The 22,906-nt window shown below is 54.1% G+C and carries 29 protein-coding genes and 1 pseudogene; 7 read left to right on the top strand and 23 right to left on the bottom strand.

Annotated elements, in window-relative coordinates:
• The first annotated feature begins 271 nt into the window (after positions 1–271).
• The 4 genes from darT to ACPW75_RS03690 all read left to right on the top strand — a co-directional run bounded on the left by darT (position 272) and on the right by ACPW75_RS03690 (position 5,905).
• Positions 272–925: a type II toxin-antitoxin system toxin DNA ADP-ribosyl transferase DarT gene (darT, locus tag ACPW75_RS03675; RefSeq protein ID WP_024945033.1), complete on the top strand. Its 654-nt coding sequence runs from the start codon at positions 272–274 to the stop codon at positions 923–925.
• Positions 922–1,986, top strand: coding sequence for a type II toxin-antitoxin system antitoxin DNA ADP-ribosyl glycohydrolase DarG (gene darG / locus ACPW75_RS03680; protein ID WP_024945032.1), 1,065 nt, complete (start codon positions 922–924; stop codon positions 1,984–1,986). Before darT ends, darG begins: the two co-directional genes overlap by 4 nt.
• A gap of 74 nt (positions 1,987–2,060) precedes the next feature.
• Positions 2,061–5,192 (top strand): type I restriction endonuclease subunit R, encoded by a 3,132-nt coding sequence (locus ACPW75_RS03685; RefSeq protein WP_264098721.1) that lies wholly within the window; start codon positions 2,061–2,063, stop codon positions 5,190–5,192.
• On the top strand, positions 5,192–5,905 hold the full coding sequence (locus ACPW75_RS03690; protein WP_005331303.1) for a M48 family metallopeptidase: 714 nt from the start codon (positions 5,192–5,194) through the stop codon (positions 5,903–5,905). Before ACPW75_RS03685 ends, ACPW75_RS03690 begins: the two co-directional genes overlap by 1 nt.
• Positions 5,906–5,923: 18 nt before the next feature.
• Here ACPW75_RS03690 and ACPW75_RS03695 read toward each other — a convergent pair whose 3' ends face one another.
• The 18 genes from ACPW75_RS03695 to ACPW75_RS03780 form a co-directional block, all read right to left on the bottom strand.
• The gene (locus ACPW75_RS03695; protein ID WP_021138001.1) at positions 5,924–6,862 is read right to left on the bottom strand and encodes a restriction endonuclease; all 939 of its coding nucleotides are present in this window, start codon (positions 6,860–6,862) and stop codon (positions 5,924–5,926) included.
• 204 nt (positions 6,863–7,066) lie between these two features.
• On the bottom strand, positions 7,067–7,471 hold the full coding sequence (locus ACPW75_RS03700) for a type IV toxin-antitoxin system YeeU family antitoxin (RefSeq protein ID WP_024945030.1): 405 nt from the start codon (positions 7,469–7,471) through the stop codon (positions 7,067–7,069).
• A 2-nt stretch (positions 7,472–7,473) separates the two neighbouring features.
• Complete coding sequence (locus tag ACPW75_RS03705) at positions 7,474–7,788, bottom strand: hypothetical protein (protein WP_021137999.1); 315 nt, start codon at positions 7,786–7,788, stop codon at positions 7,474–7,476.
• An 89-nt stretch (positions 7,789–7,877) separates the two neighbouring features.
• Positions 7,878–8,174: a hypothetical protein gene (locus tag ACPW75_RS03710; protein ID WP_024945029.1), complete on the bottom strand. Its 297-nt coding sequence runs from the start codon at positions 8,172–8,174 to the stop codon at positions 7,878–7,880.
• A gap of 30 nt (positions 8,175–8,204) precedes the next feature.
• Entirely contained in the window at positions 8,205–8,546 is a 342-nt protein-coding gene (locus ACPW75_RS03715) for a hypothetical protein (RefSeq protein ID WP_024945028.1), read from the bottom strand.
• Between the two features lies 1 nt (position 8,547).
• A complete protein-coding gene (locus ACPW75_RS03720) occupies positions 8,548–9,090 on the bottom strand; it encodes a hypothetical protein (protein ID WP_024945027.1) in 543 nt (180 codons plus the stop codon).
• A 79-nt stretch (positions 9,091–9,169) separates the two neighbouring features.
• Complete coding sequence (locus tag ACPW75_RS03725; RefSeq protein WP_024945026.1) at positions 9,170–9,532, bottom strand: hypothetical protein; 363 nt, start codon at positions 9,530–9,532, stop codon at positions 9,170–9,172.
• Positions 9,529–9,744, bottom strand: coding sequence for a hypothetical protein (locus ACPW75_RS03730; RefSeq protein ID WP_043851135.1), 216 nt, complete (start codon positions 9,742–9,744; stop codon positions 9,529–9,531). The genes ACPW75_RS03725 and ACPW75_RS03730 overlap by 4 nt, the downstream gene beginning before the upstream one ends.
• Positions 9,744–10,250, bottom strand: coding sequence for a hypothetical protein (locus tag ACPW75_RS03735; protein WP_024945025.1), 507 nt, complete (start codon positions 10,248–10,250; stop codon positions 9,744–9,746). Before ACPW75_RS03735 ends, ACPW75_RS03730 begins: the two co-directional genes overlap by 1 nt.
• 116 nt (positions 10,251–10,366) lie before the next feature.
• Complete coding sequence (locus ACPW75_RS03740) at positions 10,367–10,705, bottom strand: hypothetical protein (protein ID WP_024945024.1); 339 nt, start codon at positions 10,703–10,705, stop codon at positions 10,367–10,369.
• A 24-nt stretch (positions 10,706–10,729) separates the two neighbouring features.
• Positions 10,730–10,921, bottom strand: coding sequence for a hypothetical protein (locus tag ACPW75_RS03745; protein ID WP_024945023.1), 192 nt, complete (start codon positions 10,919–10,921; stop codon positions 10,730–10,732).
• On the bottom strand, positions 10,918–11,415 hold the full coding sequence (gene radC, locus ACPW75_RS03750) for a RadC family protein (protein WP_024945022.1): 498 nt from the start codon (positions 11,413–11,415) through the stop codon (positions 10,918–10,920). The genes ACPW75_RS03745 and radC overlap by 4 nt, the downstream gene beginning before the upstream one ends.
• 124 nt (positions 11,416–11,539) lie before the next feature.
• Positions 11,540–11,815, bottom strand: coding sequence for a hypothetical protein (locus ACPW75_RS03755; RefSeq protein WP_042048606.1), 276 nt, complete (start codon positions 11,813–11,815; stop codon positions 11,540–11,542).
• The gene (locus ACPW75_RS03760) at positions 11,790–12,218 is read right to left on the bottom strand and encodes a hypothetical protein (RefSeq protein WP_080688891.1); all 429 of its coding nucleotides are present in this window, start codon (positions 12,216–12,218) and stop codon (positions 11,790–11,792) included. The genes ACPW75_RS03755 and ACPW75_RS03760 overlap by 26 nt, the downstream gene beginning before the upstream one ends.
• A 9-nt stretch (positions 12,219–12,227) precedes the next feature.
• A complete protein-coding gene (locus tag ACPW75_RS03765; RefSeq protein ID WP_024945020.1) occupies positions 12,228–12,653 on the bottom strand; it encodes a DUF2787 domain-containing protein in 426 nt (141 codons plus the stop codon).
• A gap of 19 nt (positions 12,654–12,672) precedes the next feature.
• Positions 12,673–13,020: a YkvA family protein gene (locus ACPW75_RS03770; RefSeq protein ID WP_024945019.1), complete on the bottom strand. Its 348-nt coding sequence runs from the start codon at positions 13,018–13,020 to the stop codon at positions 12,673–12,675.
• 83 nt (positions 13,021–13,103) lie between these two features.
• The gene (locus tag ACPW75_RS03775; protein WP_024945018.1) at positions 13,104–13,553 is read right to left on the bottom strand and encodes a hypothetical protein; all 450 of its coding nucleotides are present in this window, start codon (positions 13,551–13,553) and stop codon (positions 13,104–13,106) included.
• Between the two features lie 12 nt (positions 13,554–13,565).
• The gene (locus tag ACPW75_RS03780; protein ID WP_024945017.1) at positions 13,566–13,889 is read right to left on the bottom strand and encodes a hypothetical protein; all 324 of its coding nucleotides are present in this window, start codon (positions 13,887–13,889) and stop codon (positions 13,566–13,568) included.
• Between the two features lie 246 nt (positions 13,890–14,135).
• On the opposite strand from ACPW75_RS03780, the gene ACPW75_RS03785 reads away from it, so the two are divergent.
• A complete protein-coding gene (locus ACPW75_RS03785; RefSeq protein ID WP_024945016.1) occupies positions 14,136–14,486 on the top strand; it encodes a helix-turn-helix domain-containing protein in 351 nt (116 codons plus the stop codon).
• 11 nt (positions 14,487–14,497) lie between these two features.
• On the opposite strand, the gene ACPW75_RS03790 is transcribed toward ACPW75_RS03785, so the two are convergent.
• The 5 genes and pseudogenes from ACPW75_RS03790 to ACPW75_RS03810 all read right to left on the bottom strand — a co-directional run bounded on the left by ACPW75_RS03790 (position 14,498) and on the right by ACPW75_RS03810 (position 20,719).
• A complete protein-coding gene (locus ACPW75_RS03790; RefSeq protein WP_024945015.1) occupies positions 14,498–15,478 on the bottom strand; it encodes a hypothetical protein in 981 nt (326 codons plus the stop codon).
• Positions 15,475–16,464, bottom strand: coding sequence for a YqaJ viral recombinase family protein (locus tag ACPW75_RS03795; protein WP_024945014.1), 990 nt, complete (start codon positions 16,462–16,464; stop codon positions 15,475–15,477). The genes ACPW75_RS03790 and ACPW75_RS03795 overlap by 4 nt, the downstream gene beginning before the upstream one ends.
• A gap of 94 nt (positions 16,465–16,558) precedes the next feature.
• Positions 16,559–17,510: pseudogene (locus ACPW75_RS03800) on the bottom strand (DUF932 domain-containing protein).
• A 190-nt stretch (positions 17,511–17,700) separates the two neighbouring features.
• Positions 17,701–19,566, bottom strand: a complete 1,866-nt coding sequence (locus tag ACPW75_RS03805) for a hypothetical protein (RefSeq protein WP_143239043.1) — start codon at positions 19,564–19,566, stop codon at positions 17,701–17,703.
• A gap of 235 nt (positions 19,567–19,801) precedes the next feature.
• Positions 19,802–20,719: an IS5 family transposase gene (locus ACPW75_RS03810; protein ID WP_024946304.1), complete on the bottom strand. Its 918-nt coding sequence runs from the start codon at positions 20,717–20,719 to the stop codon at positions 19,802–19,804.
• 160 nt (positions 20,720–20,879) lie between these two features.
• On the opposite strand from ACPW75_RS03810, the gene ACPW75_RS03815 reads away from it, so the two are divergent.
• Positions 20,880–21,113 carry a helix-turn-helix transcriptional regulator gene (locus ACPW75_RS03815; RefSeq protein ID WP_077098426.1) on the top strand — a complete coding sequence of 78 codons (234 nt, stop codon included), beginning with the start codon at positions 20,880–20,882 and terminating at the stop codon, positions 21,111–21,113.
• 32 nt (positions 21,114–21,145) lie between these two features.
• A complete protein-coding gene (locus ACPW75_RS03820) occupies positions 21,146–22,606 on the top strand; it encodes a YfjI family protein (protein WP_024946453.1) in 1,461 nt (486 codons plus the stop codon).
• The last annotated feature ends 300 nt before the right edge of the window (positions 22,607–22,906 follow it).

The following is a 22,906-nucleotide window of genomic DNA, read 5'->3' on the forward strand; positions in this document are numbered from 1 at the left end:
AGCATGAGTGCAACCCAGCCAGATGACCGCCTCTGCCGCGAGCCTGGCCACCGAGCCACCCAGGCCGGATTTGCTTGACCGTTGCTTGACTGTTGCGTGACTGGGGCGGTTGTTAATTGGCGCGATAGATGTTTATCTATCTGAAAAGAAAGAGATACTTTTATTGTGAGTTGCTTGATGGCGTGCACAGCGGCCACCCGCATACGAAAAGCGAGTGGGGTCATCGTTGGCGTGTTTATCAAGCGCTGGGTATCGCAGGAGCTAGCCACCCATGGCCTATGACTATAGCCAGAGTCTGAATCCGCAGAAGGCGCTGATATTCCGGATCGTGCATCGGGATAACCTGGAATGGATCCTGACCCATGGCCTGTGGGCGGGGAATGGTCTGCAGCAAAGCCCGCAATGGGTGCATATCGGGCTGCCGGAGTTGATTGCCAAGCGCGCGCGCCATCCGGTGCCGCTGGCCCCTTACGGCGTGTTGAATGACTATGTGCCCTTCTACTTCACGCCGTTTTCTCCCATGCTCAGCAATATTCACTCCGGGCGCGGTGTTCCCCAGCGTGAAAATGATGAAATCTTGATCCTGGTTTCCAGCCTGCATCGCCTGGCTGAACTGGGGCTGCCGTTTGTGTTTACCGATAGCCATGCTTATTACCAGTGGGCCAATTTCTATGTCGACCTTGGCGATCTGGGGCGGATTGACTGGCCACTGTTGCAGCGCCGTGACTTCAAGCGTGATGCGGAAGATTTGAGCAAGCTGGAGCGCTATCAGGCCGAGGCCTTGATCCATCAACATTGCCCCATCGAGGCGTTGCTGGGCGTGGTGTGTTACAACGAAGAGATAAAGAACCGCGTGGAACAATGCATGAATCGGGTCGGGGTCGCGCGCCCCGTCTATGTCCGTGATGGGTGGTATTTCAGATGATTCGATATACAACAGGCAATCTGCTGGATGCTCCGGCTGAAGCTCTGGTGAATACCGTCAACACCGTCGGTGTCATGGGCAAGGGGATCGCCTTGATGTTCAAGGAGCGGTTCCCGGCCAATATGCGCGCCTATGCCGAGGCGTGCAAACAGGGTGACGTCGTCACCGGCAAGATGTTTATTACCCAGACGGGTGAGCTGCTGGGGCCGCGCTGGATCGTGAATTTTCCGACCAAACAGCACTGGCGCAATCCGGCACAGATGGCGTGGATCCAGGATGGTTTGCAGGATCTGCGGGCCTGGTTACAGGCGCAGCAGGTCTCTTCGATTGCCATTCCGCCGCTGGGGGCTGGCAACGGTGGTCTGCCTTGGCCAGCGGTCAAACAGGCGATTGAAACGGCACTGGGCGATCTGGATATCGATATCCTGCTCTATGAGCCCAGTAGCCAATACCAAAATGTGGCCAAGCGGGGCGGGGTGGCGGAGCTGACTCCGGCTCGGGCCTTGATTGCTGAACTGGTACGTCGCTACTGGTTTTTAGGGATGGAGTGCAGCTTGCTGGAGATCCAGAAGCTGGCCTGGTTTCTGGCGCGGGTCATTGGCCGCAACCCGCTGGGGGATCCGCTGCAGTTGCAGTTTAAGGCCCATCGTTATGGCCCTTATGCCAACAATCTGACTCATCTGCTCAATGCGATGGACGGCAGTTATCTGCAGTCCGACAAGCGCATTCCGGATAGCAAGCCGTTTGATGTCATCTGGTTTAATGAGGCCAAAAAACAAGAGCTTGCCGTTTATCTCCAGACCGAGGCCAAAGCATTTTTACCGATACTGGAGCAGACGACCGCGTTAATCGATGGTTTTGAGTCGCCCTATGGCATGGAGTTATTGGCCACGGTCGATTGGTTGATAGCCGAAGAGGGCTGTGCGCCGACGGTGAGCGCGCTGCGAGAGGGGTTGCATCGCTGGCCAGCGGGAACCCCGTGGGGTGAGCGCAAGGCGCGGCTGTTTGATGATCGCAGTCTGCAGATCGCCTTGACCCGTTTGCAGCAGGGATTGGTGTAACGACGTTGGTGTAACGAATAGCAGCGGCTGCGCGGTTGTCGCGGCGGCTTGAGAGAATAACAGGGATAGAGAGCATGATTTCAGTCGGCCAACGGGAGCGGGCAACCCAGAACCGCGTCATCAAGTTATTTCAAGCGGAGCTGGGCTATCGCTACCTGGGGGATTGGCATACACGGGAGAACAACCGCAATGTCGAGCCGGAACTGCTGACCGCCTGGCTGGTGGGGCGTGGTGTGGATGCGGCGCTTATCCCGAAAGTGCTAAGGCAACTGGATCGAGCAGCCAGTCTGGGTGAAGGGCGCATCCTCTATGACGCTAACAAGGAGGTCTACCGCCTGCTGCGTTATGGCGTGAAGGAAAAAGTAGGGGCAGGCGAGCAAAACCAGACCGTCTGGCTTGTTGACTGGACTAATCCGCAGGCCAACGACTTTGCCATTGCCGAAGAGGTCACGGTCAAAGGCGAGAATAAGAAACGGCCGGATCTGGTGCTCTATGTCAACGGTATTGCCCTTGGCGTTATTGAGCTCAAGCGCTCTACCGTCTCTGTCTCTGAAGGTATCCACCAGAACCTGGATAACCAGAAGAAGGATTTTATCCGTAACTTCTTCACCACCATGCAGTTGGTGATGGCGGGCAACGACACCCAAGGGGTGCGCTACGGCACTATCGAAACCCACGAGAAATACTATCTGGAGTGGAAAGAGCCAGCCGATCCAATCCATTCCGACCATGTCGATCTGCCGAGTGCCAATCTGCTGGACCAGCATCTGGCACAGTTGTGCAGTAAGGCGCGCTTTCTGGAGCTGATCCACGACTTTATCGTGTTTGATGCGGGTACCAAGAAGACCTGCCGCCATAACCAGTATTTCGGCATCCGTGCCGCCAAGGCCTATATCCGCCGCCGGGATGGCGGCATCATCTGGCACACCCAAGGCAGCGGCAAGAGCCTGACCATGGTATGGCTGGCCAAGTGGATCCGCGAAAATGTGACCGACAGCCGGGTGCTCATCATCACCGACCGTACCGAACTCGATGAGCAGATCGAGAAGGTGTTCAGCGGGGTGGAGGAAGAGATCCTGCGCACCAAGAGCGGTGCCGATCTGGTAGCCCGTCTGCATGCCCATAATCCCTGGCTGATCTGCTCCCTAGTGCATAAGTTCGGTCGCACGTCTGAAGGCGAGTCGGATGACGAAGATGACGGCAGCTCGGATGATTTTATTGCTGATATGCGCCGCAGCTTGCCCTCGGACTTCAGCCCCAAGGGCAAGCTGTTTGTGTTTGTCGATGAGTGTCACCGTACTCAGTCCGGCAAGCTGCATGGGGCCATGAAGAGCCTGTTGCCAGAGGCGTTGTTTATCGGTTTTACCGGCACGCCGCTGATGAAGCTGGACAAGAAAAAATCCATCGAAATATTTGGTCCTTACATTCACACCTACAAGTTCAACGAGGCGGTGAGTGACGGCGTGGTGCTGGATCTGCGCTACGAGGCGCGGGACATCGATCAGCGGGTCAAATCCCAGAAGCGGGTGGATGAATGGTTTGATTCGAAAACCAAGGATCTCTCGCGGCTTGGCAAGCAACAGCTTAAACAGAAGTGGGCTTCGATGCAGAAGCTGCTCTCCAGCCGTTCGCGGCTGGAGCAGATAGTGGCCGATATTCTGATCGACTTTGAGCGGCAGTCGCGTCTAGCTAATGGTCGTGGCAATGCCATGCTGGTCTGCGCCAGCGTCTATCAAGCCTGCAAAAGTTACGAGATGTTCAGCCAGGCCGGTTTTGCTGGCAAGTGCGCCATCGTCACCAGTTACCAACCCAATGCCAGCGAGATCAAGGGCGAGGAGACGGGCGAGGGGCTGACGGAGAAGCTGGCCAAGTACAACATCTACCGCAAGATGCTGGCCGACTATTTCGAGCAGCCGGAGGATGAGGCGGCTAAGCGGGTCGAAGAGTTTGAAAAACTGGTCAAGCAGCGTTTTATCAAAGAGCCGGGCCAGATGCGGCTGCTCATTGTCGTGGATAAGCTGCTGACCGGTTTTGATGCCCCCTCTGCCACCTACCTCTATATCGACAAGAAGATGGCTGATCACAACCTGTTCCAAGCCATCTGTCGGGTGAATCGGCTGGATGGTGACGACAAGGAGTACGGCTACATCATCGATTACAAAGACCTGTTCAAGTCGCTGGAGAAGACGGTCAACGACTATACGGCCGAGGCCTTCGCGGGTTATGACAAGGAGGATGTGGCCGGGCTGCTCAAGGATCGACTGGCCCAGGCCAAAGAGGATCTGGATAACGCTCTGGAAGCCGTCCGTGCCTTGTGTGAGCCGGTGAAGGCGCCCAAGTCGCAACTCGATTATCAGCATTATTTCTGTTGTGAGCCGGGAGCCGATGAAGAGACGTTGAGCGAGAAAGAGGCATTGCGGCTGACCCTCTATCAGTTGGTGGCCAAGTTGATCCGCGCCTTTACCAATCTGGCGGGTGAGCTGGAGGAGGCGGGTTACAGCGCCTCGCAGGCCGCCTCGATCAAGCAGGAGGTCGAACACTTCGCCAAGGTCCGGGATGAGATCAAGCTGGCCAGTGGTGATCTGGTGGATATGAAGCAGTTCGAGCCGGGCATGCGCCAGATGCTGGATCTGTGGGTGGATGCCGACCCCAGCGAGACGCTGATGGACTTTGAGGAGCTGGGGCTGCTGGAGCTCATTATCCAGCGCGGCCCCGAGGCGCTGGATGGGTTGCCCAAGGAGATGCGCGACAATCAGGAGTCGATGGCCGAGGCGATTGAAAACAACGTGCGCCGGACCATCGTCGATGAGAACCCGGTCAACCCCAAATACTACGAGAGGATGTCGGTGCTGCTCGATGAGCTGATCGATCTGCGCCGCCAGCAGGCCATCTCCTATCAGGAGTATCTGGAAAAGGTCCGCGAGCTGGCCAAGCAGGTGAAATATCCACAGAGCCATAGCCAGAGCGCCTACCCAGAGAGCATAGACACGGCAGCCAAACGGGCACTCTATGACAATCTGGGCAAGGATGAGCTGCTGGTGGCCAGGATTGATACCGCCGTGCGTTATACCAAGAAGGCCGATTGGTATGGCGATCGCTTCAAGGAGCGGGAGATCGCGTTTGCCATTGCCGAAGAAACCAAGGGATACGATGTGACCGTTGCCGAGGTGATGGAGCTGGTGAAAGCGCAGCAGGAGTACCACTGATGCCCCTGATCACCATTGGTGAGCTCACGCTGGAGTTGCAGCATAAGGGGATCAAGAACCTGCACATCAATGTGCTGCCCCCTGATGGTCGCGTGCGCGTCTCGGCCCCGGCGTCGCTGTCACAGACGGCCATCAGAATGGCCGTGGTCAGACGCTTGCCGTGGATCCGGCAGCAACAGGCCCACTTTCAGGCGCAGCCACGTCAGAGCGAGCGCCAGATGTGCAGCGGCGAGACGCACTACCTTTGGGGACGGGGCTATCGATTGGAGGTGATCCCGGTTGAGGGAGCGCACAGCGTCAAGCTACAAGGGGGGTGGATCCGGATGCGGGTTCCCGCTCATTATGACGCCGCGAAGCGAGAAGCCTTGCTACTGGGCTGGTATCGCCAATTGCTACGCCAGCGGCTGCCGATATTGATGGCCAAGTGGCAGGCCTTGCTCAACGTCACCCCTTCGTTTGTCGGTATCAAACGGATGAAGACCATGTGGGGGAGCTGCAAAACAGATACATCCCGCATCTGGATCAACCTCGAATTAGTCAAGAAGCCCCCCGAATGCCTGGAATTTATTGTGGTGCACGAGCTGGTTCACCTGTTAGAGCGCAAACATAACCAGCGATTTATCACACTGATGGATACCCATCTGCCCAACTGGCGCGAGCATCGCGAGAAGCTCAACAAGATGCCGCTGGCATTTAATCGGTGGGGGTATTAGGGCTGGTTTAGCCACGATTTATTCTTCCAAAAAGTAATCTGAATCCAGGGTTTTAATGGTGAGGGTCTGGCGGGTAGTGACGCCGACGCCGTATTCGATCATCAGGGCGGCAAGACGGGCACCGTCGATCAGCACGATGCGCTTCTCAATCAGTCCGACATACTCCTGCGCCTCACGGCTAAAGCTGGAGGTGGTGATAAAGACCCCTTTGCGGGCCTTGTGCAGATCCAGCGCCCCCGCGAAGGACTGGATCTCGGGACGCCCCACGGTTTTGTCGGTGTAGCGCTTTGCCTGCAGGTAGATGGAGTCGAGCCCCAACCGGTCTTCCTTGATGATGCCATCGATGCCGCCATCGCTTTGGTAACGGGTGGTGCGGGCGGCATCCTGCTGGCTGCCGCCATAGCCCATGGCCACCATCAGATCGACCACCAGCTGTTCAAAGAAACGAGGGGAAAGGCCCAAGATCTCGGCAAGCAGGTCATCGGCAAGGGAGCGATTGATGGCAGATAGTGCCTGCTCAATCTGCTCTTGAGGGGTGCTGGCCTGCTCTGGTGTTGGCGTGTCTGTCGGGATCGCCATGGCTTGTTGCGTATTGCCTGCGCTCTCACTGGAGGCCAGGGTAAACGCCACGAACTCGTTGAATTGGGCCAGATAGCGGTTGTCGATAGTATGTCCCGAGACTAGCGCCGCCTTACCCCGTTCGGTGATAAGGCAAATGCCCCGCTTGGGTTGCTCGATGAGTCCTGCCTTGACCAGATAGGTCTTGGCCCAGCCAACCCGGCTGCGCAGCGTGGTTTGGCGACCACTGGGCAAGGTGTCAGCCAACTGCTCCGGAGTAAAGGCGTAGTGCTGGCAAACCCGCTCGAATACCTCACGTAGAGAGCGGGCGACACCATCGGCCAATACCTTGAGCACGGCAGGCATCATGGCTTCATAGCTGGGCAGGGTTTCTTTCATCGGGCAACCAGATCGAGATAAAACAGGGGCTTATCTTGTCACAGCGACCTGCTTGGGGCCAGTTGGTATCGAAGTCACTGGGAGCAACCTCAAAAAAAACAGCGTCACCAAAAAAAGGGAAGGCCATGAATTGGCCTTCCCCAAGACCCACCCACTTATCACGGACGAGTAGGTTTAAAAATGTTACCACAAGCGGATGTGTGGTCACGCCTTGCGGTCAGGATTGGCGTCCATGCTCGCCGCAGGGTAAATACAGATATAGACATAGCCATGGCTTCCGAGGGTGTCGGCTTCGCAGGTAAAGCCGCCGTGCTGGATAGTGATGCAGTGCTGACGTTGAGCATCCAGCTCGCCGGTTATCAGCTTGGCTTCCAGAGCCTTGATGATCTCCGGGAAAGCCAGGTCGAGCTTGGCTATCTGCGTCTCACTCCATTCACCGATCAGACTGGCCCGATCGGATAGAAAATCGAGCCGGTAGCGACTCTGTATCAGACGAGCGCCAAAGCGTGGCGTCACGGTATGGGGCAAACCCCACTGTGCAAAAATCCGAGTGGGGTGGTCTGGCGCTACGGGGTGTTGGTTGTTGGTGTGGGTGGTTGTCGTGGTCATGATTAGCGATACCTCAGTTGAATGTCGATGCAGGTGCCGGGCACGTTGTGGCGCTGGCGTAGTCTGGTCAGGTGCTCAGGGAGTTCGGTCAGGTTTGTCAGCCGCCCCCGGTAGAGCCGAGAAAGATTGATGTAGTCGGGATGGCTCACGGTGATGGTCACCTGATGCCCAGGTTGCCAACGAGCAAACAGGCGGGCTTTGGCTTGCTTGATGGTGGTGATGCCGGGAGCGGGTAGTGTCTGACGGTTTCGCAGGTGCAGTTTGTTGAGCTCGGGGGCATAGCGATGCACCTCGAGTCCGGTGATAAGACGGGTCATGTTCGGTGACTCCAATGATGCAAGGGGCCAGCCTGTGAGGGCTGGCCCTTTATGTTGTTTGTTGATGAGCGATGAGATGGTCGCGGTGGCTAGCCGTTGTAAAACAGGATGTAGTTCACACCGGCCTGCTGGGCAGCAGTGAGCAAGGGTTGCAGTGCTGGCGGGATGGCATCGAGCTCCATGGCCAGGTTCAGGGTGAACTCATAGGCGGAGTCATCCTTCACGCCGACATGTTCATGGGAGGCCATACGCTTGACCCATTGCCATTCTGGTACCAGGTCAGCGTCATCGTAATCGCCGATGATGGAACTCATGGCGACATCCAGCATCTGCATTACCGAATGGCCTGCCAGTGAGTCAGGTGTTGCAGGGATGGTGTTGGTCATTACATCGCTCCTTGTTGTCTGGGCTGTGGGTTACAGCTGATTGATAACCGGCTTGCAATTAAGACGGTCCAGCAGATGCAGCGAACCGTACTGGGCTACCAGTCGGTCTATGGCCATCTGGGCGCAGGCCGTTCTGCTGGGTTTATTTTCAGGTATGGCGTAACGAGCAGTGAGCCAACCGCCGAGCAGCGCAATGCGGTAGCCACTCGGGATGTGGGTGAGGGACGTTCCTATTCCCCTCCCGTGAATGAGGAAGGGCACTGCCTGTCCGCCGATGCCGATATCGATGCGCTGACCCTTGAGCTCGAAGGTGGTGATCTCGCCGGTTTGCGGATGTTTGCCGGGCACCTTGATGGTGATGTTTTTCGCCATTTCACACCTCCGGCTTGCGTTCAAAGTGGTGGGTCACAACGCCCGCTTCCGGGTCGATGCTGATAAACGCCGGGGCTTGCGGGTGGTATTGGTAGAGCCGCGCCAGTTCGGCACGAAACGCCTCGACGTTCGGCGCAATTACATGACTGGTATCCCCCTCGGCGTAAGTAAAGGTCTCCAGCTTCTCGGTGTTAATCCAGATGCCAAAGTACCAGGCGTCTTCCTCGGTGTCGTATTGCTGCCAACCTTGAGCCAATAGCGTGCGGTCGTAGTAATAGCGGTCAGCCTGATGGCTCCCCCGGTCGATGCGGCAACCCGTCACGGTGAGCTCAAACTGGATACGCCCCGCTTGGTGAGCCTTCTTGACCCGGCGCAGCAGCTTGAGGGCCTTGGCTCTGCTACGGCCATTACCGAGCGGTTGCGGCTGCCTGGCCCGTAATGCCAGATGGGTCATTATCTTCGGCGCGGTGTTGTGGTTGAGCTGACCGATGGCAGTGGTGATCTGCCGAGCGGACAGAGTCTTGTAATCACGTAGGTCGTGCATGGTGGGGTTTCCTTCAAATGCAAACAGCCCCTCGGCGTGAGGGGCTGTGAGAGGTCTTGTGTGTGCTGGTGGCCGTGGCTCAGGTGTGACTACTCCAATCCGGCTTGTCATTACTACCATGGTTGACGTAGGCCCCGACAATTACCCGTTGCCACTCGCCGACCGGCTGACCCACTGCATTACAGGCGCAGCGAAAGCGGGCGAAGTTAATCTCTCGCGGCAGGTACTCGCGCATATCGCGGGGACTGACAAAGAGCGAGGTTTTGTGCAGCACCGGGTTGGGCGCAACCAGTGGCCCGCCAATACGTCGCCCCTCCACATCGTGGGCATAGGCAAAGCCCGGCAGCATCAACTGCTGACTGATGAGCTTGGCAAGCCCTGGATGGGCACACATGGCCTCTGCCACGGCGGCCTGGCTAAAGCTGTCGGTAAATTCAATCATGGGTGATTCTCCCTTTCAGCAGGTGAACGGTAGGCCGCTGCCAGCAGCGCAAACTGTTCGACCAGGTAACTGATGCTGATTCCCAGTTCATCACTGACCCCATCACCCAGACGATGATGCAGGTGTGCCATGTCATCGGCGATACGCTGGGCTATATGGGCCGTTGAGCTCGGTGGTGAGCTTGTCACTGTCAGAGTGATGGAAAGGTTCATCACATCTCTCCCCAAGTGGCTTGCTCCCACAGTGACAGTCGAGTCAGCACGTCTTGCGCCAGCGCTTGCTGTAACTGCTGTAGTACCTTCACAAGCCGAGGTGCCTGCTCAGGGCTCCCGCTCCATTCACTCGATTGGTACAGGGCGCAGCAGGTGAATTTGTAGAGGGCAACCAGCTCGCTATCGGTGAGTGGTGCCTGGTGGTAACTGTGGGCAGGTTTAATCTGTCCCAGCTTGGTCGAGCAGTGCTGGCGTGGTTCCTTCTGCTCTTGCTGGCGTCCTAACTGATAGCGATGCCAGACTGCCCGCCGGTTGGCGAGCATCATCAACCGTACCAGCCGGTCTACCCGCCACGTCCAGGTACTGGTGACATCCATTGGCGAGTTCCACCAGAGGGAGCGCAGCAGCTCAAGGGTGTAGTGCGGTGGCATGGGGGCATTGCAAAAACGGTGTAACTGAACGGCAAAGGCAAGGTAGTCCTTGCGATCGATCATGAAAGCAGACATGGGGATGACTCCTTGAAATGCAAAAGGCCACCTGTAGTGAGGTGGCCTTGTTGGGGGGATCGGAATATCCGGATCTTGGTGTTGGACCTAATGATCCGGGTTTGGGAATGCTGGCGTTATTCGTGCGCCTGCTCTGTGCTGGGGAGAGCCGCATCGAACAGGATGGCGTAGAGTGCACCATCAATGCCGTTGACGGCATCGTGATGCGGGTAATAGGGCGGCGTGTCTCGGGATCGCTCAAAGTAGTCACCAAAGCAGCTGAGACACTCGCGGATCTCGATGGTGGATCCCTGCAGCAAGGTCTCTTCAAAATGCTTGGCATAGGCCTCGTCATCATGTGCCTTGGTGACGGCCTTCTCCAGCAATGTCAGCGCATCCTCGTTGCAGGCGGCTGCTAGCCTATGGCGTAGCTTCTCGAGGGTTTCCTCAAGGGAATAGGGATTGGGTAATCGCATGGTGTTTATCCCTTCTTGGCTCGGTTAAGGGCGTAGCTGATGGAGCAGTGCATCAATGGCCTCGACACAATCGCTCTGGGTGAGCTGATAGCCGTTAGGCAGGTGAGCCACGATGGCAGGCTCGGCCTGCATCTCGACGTTGTCTGCAAGCCAGCCGCGCAGCTCGAGGAGGATGTCGAGGGTGGTGAGGTGTGACTTACCTAGGGTTAGAGTCATAGCTGACCTCTTTCGGCCAGCGAGACCACGCCCTCGGCACCGACCACCAGATGGTCGAGCAATCGCACATCGACCAGCGCCAAGGCCTCCTTGAGGGCTTGGGTAAAGACCCGGTCAGATTGGCTGGGTTCAGGGTCACCGCTTGGGTGATTGTGCACTGCGATGATGGCCCCGCAGTTGAGTATCAGGGCCCGCTTGACTACTTCCCGTGGGTAGATGCTGGCGCTGTCCAAGGTGCCGCGAAACAGTTCCTCAAAAGCCAGTACGCGGTGTTGGGAGTCAAGGAACAGTGCACCAAACACTTCATGCTCCCGGTCCTGTAGCAGGGTTTGCAGCCGCTCGGCGGCCTCGGTGGTGCTGGTAATGGCGGTGCCTTTGGCCAAGCGCTTACGGGCAATCTGGTTGGCGATACGCAGCAGGTCTTGTTCGGTCACGGGTTCAGTGACGACATAAGTGCCGGGGCATTCCCCGGCTTTCAGCTTGTGATAACGCATAGTGGAATTCTCCAAATAAACAAAACCCCGGCACGCATGAAGCATGTCGGGGTTAAAGGTAGAGCGGTTGTTGGTTCACTTTGAGGGTAGTTCAGTTGGTCTTGGTGGCGGCTTCTGCTCCTGCTCAGGCTGTAGGGGCACGCTTCACCGGCATCAGCAATCCGGGGACCTGCAGGGTGAGCGGCATAGCGAGCGCAACGCTCAGCCGTTCCGCCAGCTCATAGGCTTGGCCGATAGTGTCGTAGTCAGCTATCCAGGTAGCCAGCGCCAATCCACTGGCTTCTACCGCTCGCAAGTAAACGCCGTAGCCGTGCACGGGCAGGGCGCTGCCCCGAACCACTTGCGTCTCGCCATTACGATTGATGGCTTCAAGTTCAACGGCTACCGGTTGTTTTGGCATCTTGTGCCTCCTCTTGGGGTAAGGGGTCACTCTCCACACGATAGCCGTGATGGATGCAGGCACGCTGCAGGTCACTCATAAAGCTTCCCAGCACGCGGGGCTGCTCAGAGAGTGGGACGGCTCCTGCCTGGCTGCGCCAGAAACAGCGACGCTTAGGGTCCACACAGATTTCATCCACGGGCTGGCTCATGGTGTGCCAGTCCTCGGCATTGGTGAGGGAGAGCAGTTGCCACTGCACGCCAGACCAACGCACTTGCAAGGTGACTGTGCGGGCTGGTGGGCTATCCGGTGTCAGGTGCAGCAGCCAACGCTGACCACTGCGAGTGGGGGTTAGCTTGGCGCTGGTGGCGACTCGTCCCAGCCACTGGCGTGAGTAGTGGGAGAGCGCTAATTCTTGGGTCATCGTGACCTCCTAATCTCCTGCGACCGTGACGCTGAAGCATTCCAACCGGCAGTAGGCAATGAAGTTGCTTTGCCAGATATCGAACAATTCCCGCGCTTCGGCCAGCCGCAGCGGTCCCCAGCCCAACATGGTGTGTTCCCCATCGAGGAAGTTGAAGTCGATCTCCTTGCAGAGCTCGGCATCATGGCCGAGCCCCTGGTAGCTGAAGTCGGTGACGTAATCGAACAGCCAGCCATCTAGCCCACGGATCAGGCGGATCTCGACCGGGTGCACGCCACCTTGTTCGACACTGTAGCCGGGATTGCGGAAGTTGAAGGTCAGTTGGGTTAAGCGCTCAAGATTGAGCTCGGTTTTAGCGACTTCCTGGTTAAGCTGAACCAGCAATGCTTGTGCTACGGGCAGGGCAAAGCCGTCCCGGAAAAAGGGAATGGTCATGGTGTACTCCTTGTGGGGGTTAATCTTGGCCGAACAGCTCGCGCATTTTTTTGGCCACACGGGCACGGATCTGTTCATCAATAAAGGCGGCAATGCTGGCGAGAGCTGCACTCAGTACCGCGATGTCATCGGTGAGTCCCATCGGCAACACATCCGGGATCGCATCAATGGGCGATATAAAGTAGGCCAGCGCACTGTAAATCAGGAGCTTGGCCCAAAGTGGCAGATCATCCTTTTGGCTGGTGTAGTAGAGCAACAGGCAGGTCTCGATAAAGGGCCGACCGGCACGTTTGGCAAAGGCCCAGAGTTTGTGCCAAAAGCCTGGGTGATCGAACGGCTCGCATTCAGGGGGAATGCAGGGGGGCATAGTGCGTCTCCTTCACGGGTGGGTGAATTGCAGAAATAAAAAGAGGAGGCAAATGCCTCCTCTTGGATGGGAATGGATGTGATCTATTGGTCCCACATCAAGCAGTCAAACTCGGGGGTATTAGTGGCGGGCAGTACAGCGGCTACCTCTTGGGTCGGCAGTGCCAGCTGCTTGCCGTCAGCCGTTAAAATGCGGATCGACTTGGCCTTGCGTAGCTTGCCCCACATGTCGAAGAAATTGTTCTCACCGACACGGGATTCTGTCTCATAGGGCGCATCGTATTGGCTGCCATCGACGATGATGGAGAAAGCCTGCCCAGCATAAGAGCCGTACTCCTTGCCCTGTACCGTGGCCGTCATGCTGACCTTTCGGGTGTCATTGCAGGCGATATAGAGGTTGTTTTGCTCGTTGACCACCGCCGTGTATTCGCTGGTGCCCTGACCCCAGCCGCTGCTCCAGCGTCCGGCCTCGCCATAGGCCAGGGCGTTGTTGCATAGCAGGATGGCCGTCAACGTGATCCAACATTTGTTCATGGTTAGCTCTCCTTATCCAACGTAGTACCCCAACACATTTTGTAAAAAGCCACCTGCCGCGATGTAGCCCACCACGCCCCCGATGAGCTGGGGACCAACTTTCCAAAACAACTTTTTCTTGAACATCTCCTGTGCGCCGTCAGCAAACAGCATGTCTGGTTGGGTAAAGCGGCGGAACAATTCCCCGCCCATCAGGCCAAGTGAGGTAAACAGAGAACCAAAGACAAAGTGCCAGATATGGCCCCAGAACCCGAGCTGCGGGGAGCTACCGGTCCAGAGTGAGTAAATGGTGATGACGAGAAAAAAGAGGGTGGCAATAACGGGATAACGAGCCATGTACTTTTCCTTATGTAACAGAGTAATAGTAACAATGGCAGTCGCCCTAACCGCTCGCGTAAAAGCGCTTTACCCGAGATGGGAGGGGATGCCACAAACGAGGATTGATGTTTGTTGTCGGTGAGTCGGTCAGCGTAGCGATCATCGATTTACGGCCAATTACAACCAACTTAGTTGATACTCGCCTTTTTGAGTCCTTATCGTCAATGAGTCCATGGTCAACCATACGGGTTGACTGGAGGAACCATGACAGATATCAACCTTGAGCTGTTAGCCAAGAGCGTTGGCAAGGCGATTAGCCACAAGCGTACTCAAGCCGGATTCACGCAAGAGCATGTGGCAGAACACCTCAATATCGGGATGGAGGCCGTCTCTCGAATGGAGCGAGGGATTGTGGTGCCGACCGTGGTGCGGCTGGCGGAGCTCGCTCAACTGTTTGGTTGTGAGCTGGCGGACTTTCTGCGCGAGACCAGTAACCGCCCGACCGAGCAGGGCATTGTGCTGAGCCAGCAACTGGCCCGGCTCGATGATGCTGACCGAACCCTGTTGCTGGAAACGGTTGAGCGGTTGGTTGAGCGGTTAGCCCGTCCCGGCTGAACGCCCGCCATTCACTGGGGAGAGGATGGGCTCCCTTTCCCCAATTTGTTGGTGAGTGGACTCCTTCTTGGTTGTGGCCTCTGCGGCATTCTGGTTACTTGGCTTTGCGGTGCGTTATGCGAGGCAACCTCCACTGCCCCTACGTTTCCATTCGCCGTATCGTCGCTGTTTGCTTCAGGATAGAACTCTTCCAGCAGCATCGGCACCTCTTCATCGATATCCTCAAATTGGCCATTGCGCAGCAGGTCGCGAGCGGCCTGCTCCATCTGGTCGATGGCGAGCCCCGCCTCTTGATCACGCCGGGCGGCCTCCTGTGCTTGCCTGACTGCCTCAGTCAGGTTGGTTTCTTCCCGCAAGGTCAAATCCACGTAGTAGACCGGTGTGCGGTACGACTGGGTGGTGCTCTTGGCTCGCAACCGCAGGGTGAGCGGCAGATAGCGGGTATGGCCCCCGCTCACTGCCTCCAGGTACTTCAGCCGCGCCGCCAGAGTGCGCACTGAGTTGTAGCCGGTGGTGCGGAAGATAAAGCTGCCCAGCTCATCCCCTTGCCCCTCCACAAACAGGTTCAGTCGCCCGTACAGCTTGCAGCCCTGTTGCCCGGCAAAGGCGCAGCGCTCTGGTCCAGGGCAGCTGACCTCCTCCATGCCTTGTGCCCCCACGCGTCTTGCCACCTCCCCATTCCCGACACACAGCGGCCTGCCGGTTTGCCGGTCAAAGGCGCTGTATTCCGCCCGCAGATTCAAGTCGCTGTCGTTGAACAGCACCCGCACTGGAATGGCGCGGATCTTGGTTTGCTCCTGCCCCTGGCCACTCTTTTGCGATGAGTAGTGTTGATGCAGGGGATGGAGTAACCATCCCCCTTTTTGTTGTACCTGAGTGGTGAGGGTGAAGCTGTCGTCCTTCTCCGGCACCCACTTATCCTGTTTTTGCACCAGCTTGCCGATGCAAATCCGCCCGATCACGGGCGGGGTAATCGCCAGTCCTTTGATCATGGTGTTTGCCTCAAGGGTTGAATGGTGAAACGGCGCACGCCGGGCACCGGTTTGACGTAACGGGTGAGCAGGTCGGGATGATCCTGACCGAGCTTTTCGAGATCCGGTGCTAGCCGGTCTTTGCTGCGCTTCCAGGTGATCTTGCCATCGGCAAACAGCCCGGCTGTCGCTTCACCCAAGGTCGCTTGCAGCCGCTGTTTGAGTTGTGACTCCTGCAGCTCGACAGCTTCCTTTTGCTGACGTAAGCGCAGTAGCTCCCCAAACAGCTGGTTAAACTCGGGAGAATCCGAGAGATCCAGCGTCTGACCATCATCGCGGGGAAAGAGCCAGCTCAGGGCATTGGCGGCATCGCTGGAGCCGTCAGGATCGGGCTGCTGGTCTTGTTGCACCATCTGCCAGAACTGCGCTTCCCGCTCGGTGAGATCCTGGATCTTCTCCTCATCGCGCTCGATGCGGTAAATCCGAAAGTCCTGGCCGCCGATCAGCACAGCCACTTCGGCCCAGGCATGGCCGGTGACGGCCAGTTGATGGAGTACCTGACACTGGTAAGCCACCGGCACTCCTTCCTCCCACTGGGGGGCGCTGTGATAGCTGGCTGTCTTGATCTCCAGAATGCCCGGTCCATCGGGATGGCCGACTACTTCCCGGTCGAGGTTGGCGAGCATGAAGGGTTGCTCGGGGTGTTGCAGCACTGCATTGACCCGGCGCACCTTATAGCCGGTGCGTTTGGCGTAGACCTGCGCCAGCACAGGTTCCAGTTCGATGCCCCACAGCACCGCTTCCTTGTGAGAGATATCCTCCGGCTCCTTGCGGCCAGTCTTCTCCAACCACAGGCTGAGTGGACATTTGTAGGGGGAGAGCCCGACTGCCACGGCGGCATCGGAAGAGCCAATGCCGAGTTTGCGGATAGCAAGCCACTGCTCGCGGGTTAATTGGGTAGTGGAGGCCAGCCGCAGGGCTTGGCCGTATTTGGCTTTTGCTTTCATGACGACTCCTTGTTGACGGCATAAATGGCTACGCCCGGATTGGCTTGCGCCAGTCCGGGTGAGGTCGTTATGCGGTTTAGATAGGGAAGAGGAATTACTGCAGCAGAGTGAGTGCCTGATTCAGGGCTTGGGATTTGAGTTGGGCACCCTGACCAAACCAGGCGGAATCAAGCCGGTGATCCTGGCTGCGGGCACGGCGGTGGTGATCGACATATTCCGTTACCGCATTGACCAGCCCCCAGGCGGTATTGCGGGAGCTGGCAAGCTCTGAGCCCATGCCAGCGCCCATATACAGCTCGTGCAGTTTTTGGGCGGGACGGCTGAGAATAATATTCTCATCATCGCCAGCCGGATCATTGAGTAGCTCACCGAAGAAATTAAGGGCTTCTACGGGTGATACCGGACGATTGCTTAACGATGTCATCTCTTGCTGGAAACGATCCCAATTTGCCATACCAAGGCCCAATGCCTCTTTGACGGCAGCAGCATTAAATTGAGTGGAGTGGGGAACCTTGATCGCACCAGTATTATCCCGTAGTGCTATTTGCAATGTGTTATTACAGACGACTCGTAGCGAGGTAAATTGTGCTGTGGTGCACAACGTACCATCACAACTGGTGGCGAGCAGCAGGTATGATTTTACCCTGTCGCCACCTTTCAGCTTTATATCTTGACCTGTTTTAGCCAGCGCCCATAATTTGCGGCCGCCCTTGAGCGAACCTGCAGTTTCCAACTCAAAGCCGCCCACTTCTACTAGATCTTGATAAAAGTGCAGCACCTCATGAGGCTGTACCACATTATATCGGCGAGAGACGACGGATAGAGTCCAGATTATCAGAGCGGTACAAAACTTTGCTGTCTGAATAAGGGCGAATATGGAGTGCATCGGAGGCGACGTTAAACATTACGTCACTCTGCTCGATAGTCCAATCCATCCCGGCAGCCTGTAGCCAGATATCCAAAGATTGCCGTGGCGGCAATATATTGCCAAGGCCATGCCAGGGGGTTTGGCCGGTGTAGGCTATGGTGTCGATCAGATGTGCCATGTGTAAAATCCCATTCATTGGTTAATTCAAGATGGGAATATAGGTTTAAAATTATTTTGAGTTTCTTTTTGTTAAAATCAAAAAACAAGAAAGAATTCCAAAAGAGTCCTGTTTGGGGTGCTTTTTTTTGCTATTGTAGCGGGAGTAGCAGAAGCGCACTTCGCTGGAGGTGTATTGTTGGAACTGATTGTTATTCTTTTAATCGTCTTTTTATTTCATTGGAAAATACTTCAAAAACATAATGGTTATTATACAGTTCCTCTTCAAGAGGAAAGGGTATGAATTCGTGCAATAAACGTTGACCTTCATAGTTCAACGTCAACTCGGCGTAACTTAATTCATCAAAGTTTTTATAAAAATCTATTTTGTATCGATAAGGATCAATTGAGTAAAGTACTTTCCTTTTTAAGTAAATAGATTCGCGACTGAATCGTTGAACATTAATGGATTGTTCGATTATCCAAGATGGCCAAAACTCAATGAGTGAGTTTATCTCACATAGACAGTTGTAAAGTGTCGATTTTGGTATATAAGGGATGCAATTACTTTTCATGAATGGTGTTAACAATGCTCTGATTTTATCTATTGGCGCGGCATGCAAGTCAGGGTATGAGCTATAAAGTGCATCCAGTGCCCTTTCAAGCTTATTTGGAAATGGGGTCATCATTGCTATTTTATCTTCCATTGAAAGTGTCTCAATACACTCCAAAACTTCTGCATAGGTTTGAATAGAAGAAAATGCATAAAGGATTGATGGTGTAGAAAACATGCTCTCATTGACGATTTTAAATGGGTCCTCAGAATGCTTCTCTAGCCAAAGGTCAGCACCGCCAAGCAAAAATGCTAATTTTGCGACATGTTCATATTCACGATGTTTTACATTAGAGATATCTAATTTTATCCTTAATGCTAGCGCTAGGTGGGTTAACGTATTTTGAAGTCGTCCGGCCGAGAAACTACTACCGCTATTTAAAATTAACAATGCACGTTCATAACTCTTTGTTAACTCGCCTTTGGCAATGAACGAGATAACAGCATTGAAGTCGTAACAAAATTGGATAATGGGTTTGTTTATTTTACCTTGTGGAGGCATGATATTATATCTTGATTGTTCTGAGATAGTATTAAGCACCACGTCAAGCTCATCTCTTGTTAAAGAGGATTTAGCTATTCGTATAACAACTTTGTCAAAAAATCCCATCAGTGTATCTGAAGTAAGATATGGTGTTTCAGAGTGTAATAAACATTTAAACAAAGAAAGGCAGTCGTCTTTCAGGTCTTCAAGAGTTTCCATAGGGCTAGTTGAAAAATCAATTTTTCTAGAAAGAAATAATGCGACTCTTGCCCCATACCAAAATGATTTTAGCTCATCTATTGTGGGGAATTTCTTAGAGGAAACATAAATATTATCCTCGTGTAATTCCTGGCAGACTTTATCGATAGTGTGAAGACTGATGATGGACGTCTTTCCCTTATACCCCCGGAGAGTTTTTTTAAAGGTTGTTCCAACGCCATGGATGAGGAATGACTTTTGTCTGCACATCCATGAGTTAATATTCTCTTCTGCGTGTTGCAGATATTCAGGAGTCAGCATGTACAACAGATGAGTCATCAAGCTATCTGCACGAAACTCATCTTTATCCGATGGTGAGTAGAAAATGGGTTTATTTTTATCGATGATAAGTGCGATTGCTTGTCTCATGAATGGCAATTGAACATCACGAAGAAAATACATATATAGCTGAGATCTTGATAAGTCAGAAAACATTTCAGCTTTATTGAAATGTAGCAACATTTGGTTCATGAAATCAAACATGACTTTTAGCCTATCTAACAGCATGAGCTGATCGGTGCTTTTCCCATTATTGTTCACAAGATGCTTAGCAAGGCCTCTGGTCATTTTTTCGACCATATCGGAAAGGGCATCAATGCTCTTTAATTCTTGAAGCTGATGTTGGCGGCCATCCCTCAATCCAAAAGCGTCATACATAAATGTAACGAACTCATCAAGGCTATGGCTATTTAGTCTTAGCTTATCTGTTGTTGGTTGTGACACCTTGTTTAAACCTCTACATATGTTCTGCGTTTTTAATTTTTCTTCCCCGCATCTTTACTTCCGTTCAGTCCGCAAAGAAAAAGCAAGCAACGCTACGGGTCAACAATACCATGGCCTGTTTCTATACAGAAAAGCTTGTCGAGGAGTTTGAAAGGCTCTCCAGCTTTTAGCCATATCTCGGCGTTGTTGATCAAATCCGTCGCTGGATGGCCGTTCCCCAACCCGTTGATACCACTCAATTCACTGGCTGGCGAACAGGCATACCAAGCCCTATCAGCTTGTTCATCACCTTCACGCCAGCCAGGATTTCGCCCACCTGGGCGTTGTAGTTCCGCAGGCTCAGCGTTGGCCCGATGAGTTGCTTGAACCGGTACATGGCGGTCTCGGCTATCGAGCGCTGGTGATAGCCGGAGTCTTTCTTCCATTGCTTCAGTTCACCGGCCTTGAGCGCCGTCACCGCCTCGTTGCGGGGATGGTCTTCCTCCCACGGTGCCGCATTTTTTCTCGGCGGTATGGTGGCTTTCGCCCCCTTCTTCTTCAGTAGCGCATGACAGGCCTTGGTGTCATACGCACCATCGGCGCTGACCTGTTTTATCTTGCGTCGTAAGGGGTTGAGCAACGTCGGTAACACCTCGTTATCCGCCACCGTCTCCAGGCTGACTTCGGCAGCGATGACCGCATGGGTTGTGGCATCCACCGCCAAGTGGAGCTTGCGCCACACTCGTCGCTTCTCCTTGCCGTGTTTGCGAATTTTCCATTCGCCTTCGCCATAGACCTTGAGGCCGGTGGCATCAATGACCAAGTGAGCCACCGGGCCTTGGCTGGGGAGGCGGTACTTGATGTCGACGGTCTTGGCGCGCTTGCTGATACAGCTATAGTCCGGCGACTGCAAAGGCACCGCCATCAGTTGGAACAACGAGTTAATGAAGCCTTCTAGCGCCCGCAGCGGCAACTTGAACAAGCCTTTTAGCATCAGGGCCGTCTCAATGGCGGTGTCACTGTAGTGGAAACCTCTCCCTCGGCGGCCATGGTGGACCAGGCAATGCCACTGCTTAATGGCTTGTTCGTCCATCCAGATGGTCAACGAACCGCGTTGCACCAAGGCTTGGTTGTACTGCTGCCAGTTGCTGATCTTGTGCTTGGACTTGCCCATCTGATGCTCTCGGAGACTGCGCTACAGGATCAGATCACCGAGATGACAGATAGTTCCCCGATTTGAGCAACAAGGCCCCATATCTCTGCACATTTTCGGCGTTTTCATTTTTCAGGAGGAGTTAGTCTGCCCTCAGTCCAAACCAAAGCGGAGATGAATCATGAACTTGCAAGAAGAGGGTCACTACTGGGATCGTGAGACGCTACATCGAGTTGTACGCATCAAGGAGCTAACTCGCATCCTAGGGCTTTCGCGTTCGACTATCTACAACAAACTTTGCCCCCGATCCAAGTTTTACGATCCCGACTTTCCCAAGCCGTTGCGCTTGGGGAGTAGTTCAGTGGGGTGGTTGCTGTCATCGGTACATCAGTGGCTTGCCTCACGTATCAACTAGTTTCCCCCTGTATTAACGAAGGAGATCTTAAAATGAACACAACCCCCATCAAGCTCAATCTGATTGGAGAATTTCCTATTCATGTACTCGAGGAACAGCTGCAAGGCGTCATGCGTCAGATCCAACAGCAGACGCAAGCTCCCCTTGGTCTGATTGCCTCGTCCGTACTCAGTGCAATGGGACTGGCTTGCCAAGATCTGGTGGATGTCAGTCCTAAAGCAGGCCTTATTCACCCAGTCTCCCTGTTTTTTATTACAAAGGCTGACTCGGGTGAACGAAAAACAGCGGTTGACGAGCTGGTGATGAAGCCTTTTCGCAAACTGGAACTAATGGCAGAACAGCAATATCGTGATGCGCATGCACAATACACGATCGAGCTTAGTGTTTGGGAAGAAGAGCAAAAGGCATGCAAGAAGGCGTTGCATAAAGCGATTCTGGCGAAAGAAGACGCCTCGCTTGAAAAACAGGCATTACGAATGGTAGAGGCCGCCAAGCCTCCAGTTCCATCGAATAAGAAGTGGCTTCTGAATGATGTGACGAGTGCAGCCATCAAACATGCCATTAGCGCCTATGGTCACACCATTGGTGTCTTCTCGGATGAGTCCGCACATCTTTTTGCCAGTGATTTCATGCGCGAGACCTCTGTACTGAACTCTTTGTGGGGGGCAAAACCAATTTCGGCTATGCGAGTATCGACTCAGGGAGCGACAACGATCGGTGATTACCGATTTAGCCTTTCCCTGATGGTTCAGGGGCCGCTCTTTGAACGGTTTCTTGATCGTCAAGGCGAGCAGGCTCGCGAGTCTGGGTTTTTCGCTCGCTGTTTGTTGTCTGAGCCCCACTCAACCCAGGGATCACGATTTTTCTGTGATGAGTTGTCGCCAGGAGATGTCAATGCCACCTCTTTGAACGACTTCTACCACACGGTAGAAAAACTGCTTAAGGCATCTCAGATGCGCCGTGAATTGGGTAAGCCCAGAATGTGCTTAACACTGTCGCCAGAAGCCCGTGCGCGCTGGTTCGAAGCATCAAATTACGTTGAGAACAACATTGGTCCCTTCGGAGAATGGCGTGAGTACCGGGACTTTGCTTCTAAATTCATGGAGCATGCTTCAAGAATTGCCGCAGTCTTGCACTGCTTTACTAAACGTAGTCCAGTCATCTCTGACGTGAGCATGCATGCAGCAATAGTTATTGTTAACTGGTACTTCCAGCATTTCATCCAACAATTTAAAGAACGTACAGTTCCGAACGATATTCGCGAGGCGAATGAACTAGAACGTTGGCTGGAAATCAATCTGCATCGCAGCCAGAATGGTGCATTCAAGAAGAATGATATCCGCAAATTTGGTCCGAATTGCATCCGGAATAAAGTAAAATTGGAGCGAGCACTGAATGCACTTGTTAATCGCATGGCAGTGACCCAGCACCAATTTAATGGCACGAGTTATGTCAACTATTACCTGCCAGGGCAAAGACGGGCACTTGTGTAACTGCAGGTGCTTTAATACGTAGCATCTGACACATTTCATGTGTAGCTATAAAGGCGCTTATATAGCAATAAGCATATTTATAGCCAACGGAGATAATGTTAAGCGTCTACATAGCTAACAGTGACTCACAAAACCCACTCTTGGTTAGATGATAGCGTGAGTGCAGAGAAGGGGGGTAATAGACACTAACTATACAAATAAAAAATAACTCTTACAGAGCATTTGCACTGGTTAAACTAAGATGTGTTCGAACCTTTTCCTCAAAAATATTTCGTGCCATCGAGTCATTAATATTGGTTT

The sequence above is a fragment of the Aeromonas sp. FL131 genome (assembly GCF_049860615.1).
Lineage (GTDB): Bacteria > Pseudomonadota > Gammaproteobacteria > Enterobacterales > Aeromonadaceae > Aeromonas > Aeromonas hydrophila.

Coding starts and splice junctions, on each gene's coding strand:
- darT (WP_024945033.1), top strand. CDS start 272: ATGGCCTATGACTATAGCCAGAGTCTGAATCCGCAGAAGGCGCTGATA.
- darG (WP_024945032.1), top strand. CDS start 922: ATGATTCGATATACAACAGGCAATCTGCTGGATGCTCCGGCTGAAGCT.
- ACPW75_RS03685 (WP_264098721.1), top strand. CDS start 2,061: ATGATTTCAGTCGGCCAACGGGAGCGGGCAACCCAGAACCGCGTCATC.
- ACPW75_RS03690 (WP_005331303.1), top strand. CDS start 5,192: ATGCCCCTGATCACCATTGGTGAGCTCACGCTGGAGTTGCAGCATAAG.
- ACPW75_RS03695 (WP_021138001.1), bottom strand. CDS start 6,862: ATGAAAGAAACCCTGCCCAGCTATGAAGCCATGATGCCTGCCGTGCTC.
- ACPW75_RS03700 (WP_024945030.1), bottom strand. CDS start 7,471: ATGACCACGACAACCACCCACACCAACAACCAACACCCCGTAGCGCCA.
- ACPW75_RS03705 (WP_021137999.1), bottom strand. CDS start 7,788: ATGACCCGTCTTATCACCGGACTCGAGGTGCATCGCTATGCCCCCGAG.
- ACPW75_RS03710 (WP_024945029.1), bottom strand. CDS start 8,174: ATGACCAACACCATCCCTGCAACACCTGACTCACTGGCAGGCCATTCG.
- ACPW75_RS03715 (WP_024945028.1), bottom strand. CDS start 8,546: ATGGCGAAAAACATCACCATCAAGGTGCCCGGCAAACATCCGCAAACC.
- ACPW75_RS03720 (WP_024945027.1), bottom strand. CDS start 9,090: ATGCACGACCTACGTGATTACAAGACTCTGTCCGCTCGGCAGATCACC.
- ACPW75_RS03725 (WP_024945026.1), bottom strand. CDS start 9,532: ATGATTGAATTTACCGACAGCTTTAGCCAGGCCGCCGTGGCAGAGGCC.
- ACPW75_RS03730 (WP_043851135.1), bottom strand. CDS start 9,744: ATGAACCTTTCCATCACTCTGACAGTGACAAGCTCACCACCGAGCTCA.
- ACPW75_RS03735 (WP_024945025.1), bottom strand. CDS start 10,250: ATGTCTGCTTTCATGATCGATCGCAAGGACTACCTTGCCTTTGCCGTT.
- ACPW75_RS03740 (WP_024945024.1), bottom strand. CDS start 10,705: ATGCGATTACCCAATCCCTATTCCCTTGAGGAAACCCTCGAGAAGCTA.
- ACPW75_RS03745 (WP_024945023.1), bottom strand. CDS start 10,921: ATGACTCTAACCCTAGGTAAGTCACACCTCACCACCCTCGACATCCTC.
- radC (WP_024945022.1), bottom strand. CDS start 11,415: ATGCGTTATCACAAGCTGAAAGCCGGGGAATGCCCCGGCACTTATGTC.
- ACPW75_RS03755 (WP_042048606.1), bottom strand. CDS start 11,815: ATGCCAAAACAACCGGTAGCCGTTGAACTTGAAGCCATCAATCGTAAT.
- ACPW75_RS03760 (WP_080688891.1), bottom strand. CDS start 12,218: ATGACCCAAGAATTAGCGCTCTCCCACTACTCACGCCAGTGGCTGGGA.
- ACPW75_RS03765 (WP_024945020.1), bottom strand. CDS start 12,653: ATGACCATTCCCTTTTTCCGGGACGGCTTTGCCCTGCCCGTAGCACAA.
- ACPW75_RS03770 (WP_024945019.1), bottom strand. CDS start 13,020: ATGCCCCCCTGCATTCCCCCTGAATGCGAGCCGTTCGATCACCCAGGC.
- ACPW75_RS03775 (WP_024945018.1), bottom strand. CDS start 13,553: ATGAACAAATGTTGGATCACGTTGACGGCCATCCTGCTATGCAACAAC.
- ACPW75_RS03780 (WP_024945017.1), bottom strand. CDS start 13,889: ATGGCTCGTTATCCCGTTATTGCCACCCTCTTTTTTCTCGTCATCACC.
- ACPW75_RS03785 (WP_024945016.1), top strand. CDS start 14,136: ATGACAGATATCAACCTTGAGCTGTTAGCCAAGAGCGTTGGCAAGGCG.
- ACPW75_RS03790 (WP_024945015.1), bottom strand. CDS start 15,478: ATGATCAAAGGACTGGCGATTACCCCGCCCGTGATCGGGCGGATTTGC.
- ACPW75_RS03795 (WP_024945014.1), bottom strand. CDS start 16,464: ATGAAAGCAAAAGCCAAATACGGCCAAGCCCTGCGGCTGGCCTCCACT.
- ACPW75_RS03810 (WP_024946304.1), bottom strand. CDS start 20,719: ATGGGCAAGTCCAAGCACAAGATCAGCAACTGGCAGCAGTACAACCAA.
- ACPW75_RS03815 (WP_077098426.1), top strand. CDS start 20,880: ATGAACTTGCAAGAAGAGGGTCACTACTGGGATCGTGAGACGCTACAT.
- ACPW75_RS03820 (WP_024946453.1), top strand. CDS start 21,146: ATGAACACAACCCCCATCAAGCTCAATCTGATTGGAGAATTTCCTATT.